Origin of the sequence: Streptomyces sp. NPDC020917 (assembly GCF_044333795.1) — a bacterium.
GTDB lineage: Bacteria > Actinomycetota > Actinomycetes > Streptomycetales > Streptomycetaceae > Actinacidiphila.
This window is the reverse complement of the sequence record NZ_JBIRRR010000052.1, coordinates 1-4,495: the sequence shown is the minus strand read 5'-3', so window position 1 is coordinate 4,495 and position 4,495 is coordinate 1. Positions and strand designations below refer to the sequence as shown.

At 74.9% G+C, this 4,495-nt stretch carries 2 protein-coding genes; both read left to right on the top strand.

The window, feature by feature from the left end; translation table 11 throughout:
- Positions 1-2,581, top strand: a 2,581-nt coding sequence (locus ACH4TG_RS40890) for an SDR family NAD(P)-dependent oxidoreductase (protein ID WP_398248395.1), incomplete at its 5' end; no start/stop codon positions are given.
- A 112-nt stretch (positions 2,582-2,693) separates the two neighbouring features.
- The coding region (locus tag ACH4TG_RS40885; RefSeq protein ID WP_398248393.1) for a type I polyketide synthase at positions 2,694-4,495 on the top strand (1,802 nt) is incomplete at its 3' end.

Below are 4,495 nucleotides of genomic sequence, written 5' to 3'. Positions count from 1 at the left end.
AGCCATCACCCACCTCCACACCCAAGGCACCACCCACTACATCGAAATCGGACCCGACACCACCCTCACCACCCTCAACACCCACACCCTCACCAACACCGAGCCGGCCCCCACCCTCACCCACACCCTCCACCCCAAACACACCTCCACCCACACCCTCACCACCGCGCTCGCCACGCTCCACGTCAACGGGGCCGGCGTCGACTGGGACACCGTCACTCCGCGCGGTCCGCGCGTCGACCTGCCCACGTACGCCTTCCAGCAGCAGCGGCACTGGCTGGACGAGGCGGCGGCTACAGCCGTGGCCGGCGGGGCACGGACCGGTGAGAAGCCGGAGCAGGGCATCGTGGACAGCGCGTTCTGGACGCTCGTCGAGCAGGAGGACGCGGCCACGCTGGCACGGGAGTTGGAGGTGACGGACGCCCAGCCGCTGCACGCGCTGCTGCCGTCGCTGGTGGCCTGGCGCAAGAGGCGGCAGGAGGCCGCGCGGGTGGACGGCTGGCGGTACCGGATCGCCTGGCGGCCGCTCGTCGCGCCGCCCGGGCCGCGGCTGTCCGGCACCTGGCTGCTGGTGGTCCCGGCCGGACCGGCCGCGGCGGACGCCGCCGTTCCCGTCGCCGCCGCGCTGCGCCGTCGTGGCGCGGCGGTGGTGGAGTGGACGGTGGACGCGGCGGCCGCCGACCGGACGGCGCTGGCCGACCGGCTGCGCGGACTGTCCGGCGGGGAGGGGCGGATCGACGGCGTGCTGTCGCTGCTGCCGCTGGACGGCACCCCGCATCCCCGGTACGCGGCGGTGCCGTCCGGGCTCGGCGCGACGCTGGCGCTCGTCCAGGCGATGGCCGACGCCGGAGCCGCGGGCCCACTGTGGAACGTCACCGCGGGCGCGGTGCTCACCGGCCACGACGACGCCGCCGTCCAGCCGGGCCAGGCCCAGGTCTGGGGGTTCGGCCGGTCGGTCGCGCTGGAGCGCTCCAAGCAGTGGGGCGGGCTGATCGACCTGCCCGCCGAGGTCACCGAGCAGGTGGCGGACCGGCTGGCCGGCGCGCTCGCGGCGGGCGGCGACGAGGACCAGATCGCCGTACGTCCGGGCGGCGGTTACGGGCGCCGGCTGGTCCGCGCCGCGCCCGCCGGGACCGGGACCGGCACTGCGGGGGGCGCCGCCGATGCGGCGCCGCGGCCGCCGGGGCGGCCGCGCGGCACGGTCCTGGTGACCGGCGGCACGGGCGGCATCAGCGCCCATGTGGCGCGCCGGCTGGCCCGCGAGGGCGCCGAGCATCTGCTGCTCACCAGCCGCCGCGGCCCGGACGCCCCGGGCGCCGCGGAACTCGCCGCCGAACTGGAGGCGTTGGGCGCGCGGGTGACCGTCGCCGCGTGCGACGTCGCCGACCGTGCGGCCACCGCCGCACTGCTGGCCTCCGTACCGGACGACGTCCCGCTGACGGCGGTGGTCCACGCGGCGGGTGTGGCCCAGCAGTTCACCGACGTGTGCGAGACGGGCCTGGCCGACGTGCAGCGCGTCACCGCGGGGAAGGTGCGCGGCGCGGCAGTGCTGGACGAGCTGCTGGCCGGCACCGAACTCGACGCGTTCGTGCTCTTCTCCTCCAACTCCGCGCTGTGGGGCAGTGGTGGCAACGCGGCGTACGCGGCGGGCAACGCCTATCTCGACGCGCTCGCCGAACGCCGCCGGGCCCGCGGGGAGGTGGCCACGTCCCTGGCCTGGGGCACCTGGGGTGGCGGCGGCATGCTGGAGACGGAGGACGTCGGCGACTACATGGACCGCCGCGGCATCCTCGAAATGGCCCCGGAGTCCGCGGTCGGCGCCCTGATGCGGGCCGTCGGGGACGACGAGACGGCGCTCGGCGTGACCGCCATCGACTGGAGCCGGTTCGTGCTGGGCTTCACCTCCAGCCGCCCGAGCCCGCTGCTGCACGAGATCGCCGAGGCCCAGCAGGCGTTGCAGGCCACCGGTTCCGACGACACGGCGGACCCGGACGCGTTCGCCGAGCGGCTGCTCGCGCTGCCGCGCTACGAACAGACGGGATTCCTCGTGGACTTCGTCCGCACGGAGGTGGCCGCGGTGCTGCGGCACACCGGCTCCGACGGCGTCTCGGCGGACCGGTCCTTCAAGGAGCTCGGCTTCGACTCGCTCACCGCGGTCGAACTGCGCAACCGCCTCAATGCGGCAACCGGCCTGCGGCTGCCGGCGGGGCTGGTCTTCGACCATCCGACGCCGGAGCTGCTCGCGCGGCACCTGCTCGACGAGATCGTCCCGCAGGGGCCGGACGAGGGCGGATCCGCCGGGGTCCTCGCCGAACTCGCCTCGCTGGAAGCCTCGGTGGCCGCACTGACCGGGGCCGGAGCCGGGGGCGGGGCTGCCGGCGGGTCCGGCGGGGCTGCCGTTCCGGCGGGCGTCGCCGAACGCCTGGAGGCGATGGCGTGGAAGCTGCGCCGCGGCCAGGGCGGTGGCGGCGGCAACAGTCGCAGCAGCAGCAGCGAGGACGAGCCCGCGGGGGACGACCTCGCGCTGGCCTCGTCCGCGGAGATCTTCGACCTGATCGACCGCGAGCTGGGCCTGTCCTGACGCGGGTCGACGACCGGCAGGCAAGCAGGGACACACGAACGGCGGCCACGGGCACGGCGCGTGGCCGCCGGCAGGGCATGGACGACCGACTGGGCACGGGAGACAAGGGACGATGCCGGAAAACGCCGAGAAGCTTCTCACTTACCTGAAGCGCGTCATGGGGGACCTGCGGCAGACCCAGCAGCGGCTGCGCGACGCCGAGGACCGCCAGTCGGAACCGATCGCGATCGTCGGCATGGCCTGCCGATTCCCCGGTGACGTCCGTTCCCCCGACGCCCTGTGGGACCTGGTCGCCGAGGGGCGCGACGTCATCTCCGACTTCCCCGCCAACCGCGGCTGGGACCTCGACACGCTGTACGACCCGGACCCCGAGGCGCCGGGAAAGAGCTACGTCCGGCGGGGCGGATTCCTGCACGACGCCGACGAGTTCGACGCCGCGTTCTTCGAGATCAGCCCGCGCGAGGCGCAGGCCATGGACCCGCAGCAGCGACTGCTGCTGGAGACGGCGTGGGAGGCGTTCGAACACGCCGGGATCGACCCGGAGCCGCTGCGCGGCAGCCGCACCGGCGTCTTCGCGGGCGTCACGGGCCAGGAGTACATCTCCCTGCGGCAGCCGGGGGCCAGCGGCTCCGAGGGCTACCTGATGACGGGCGTCTCGACCAGCATCAGCTCCGGCCGGATCGCCTACGCGCTGGGCCTGGAGGGCCCGGCGGTCACCGTGGACACGGCGTGCTCGTCGTCGCTCGTCGCCCTGCACCAGGCCGCGCAGGCGCTGCGCTCGGGCGAGTGCACGCTCGCCCTGGCCGGCGGCGTGGCGGTGATGGCGACACCGGCGGGATTCGTCGAGTTCAGCCGCCAGCGCGGGCTCGCCCCTGACAGCAGGCTCAAGGCGTTCGCAGCGGCGGCCGACGGCACGGTGTGGGGCGAGGGCGCGGGCCTGCTCCTGCTGGAGAAGCTGTCGGACGCGCAGCGCCTCGGCCACCGCGTCCTGGCGGTCGTGCGCGGCAGCGCGCTCAACCAGGACGGCGCGAGCAACGGCCTGACCGCCCCCAACGGCCCCTCCCAGCAACGCGTGATCCGCCAGGCCCTCGCCAACGCCCGCCTCGCTCCTGACGACATCGACGCCGTCGAGGCCCACGGCACCGGAACCCGTCTCGGCGACCCCATCGAGGCCCAGGCCCTGCTGACCACCTACGGCCAGGACCGCCCTGCCGAACGCCCGCTGTGGCTGGGCTCGGTGAAGTCCAACATCGGGCACACGCAGGCCGCCGCCGGCGTCGCGGGCGTGATCAAGATGGTGCAGGCGATGCACCACGGCGTGCTGCCCCGCACCCTGCACGTGGACGCGCCGACCCCGCACGTCGACTGGGAGTCCGGCGCCGTCTCCCTCCTCACCGAGCCCGTGCCCTGGCCCGAGACGGGACGACCCCGCCGCGCGGCCGTCTCCTCGTTCGGCATCAGCGGCACCAACGCGCACGTCATCCTGGAGGCCGCGCCGAAAGCGGAGAGCGACGCGGAGCCGGCGGTCGCTGCTGCCGCCCCCGACAGGGGCGGCCTGGTGCCGTGGGTGCTGTCCGGGCGGACACCCGAAGCCCTGCGCGACCAGGCGGCGCAACTCCACGCCCACCTCAGCCGTACGCCCGAGCTGGACGTCGCCGCCGTCGCACGGGCCCTGGCCACCACCCGCACGCACTTCGAGCACCGCGCCGCCATCACCCGCGGCGACGTCCCGGAGCGCCTCGACGCCCTCGCGGCCCTCGCCCGCGGCGAGCGGCACGCGGCGCTGTCCGAGGGACGCGCCCACGGCGGCAAGAGCAAGGTCGCGTTCTGCTACACCGGGCAAGGCTCGCAATACCCCGGCATGGGACACGAGTTGTACACCACCTCACCCGTGTTCGCAGCAGCCTTCGACCA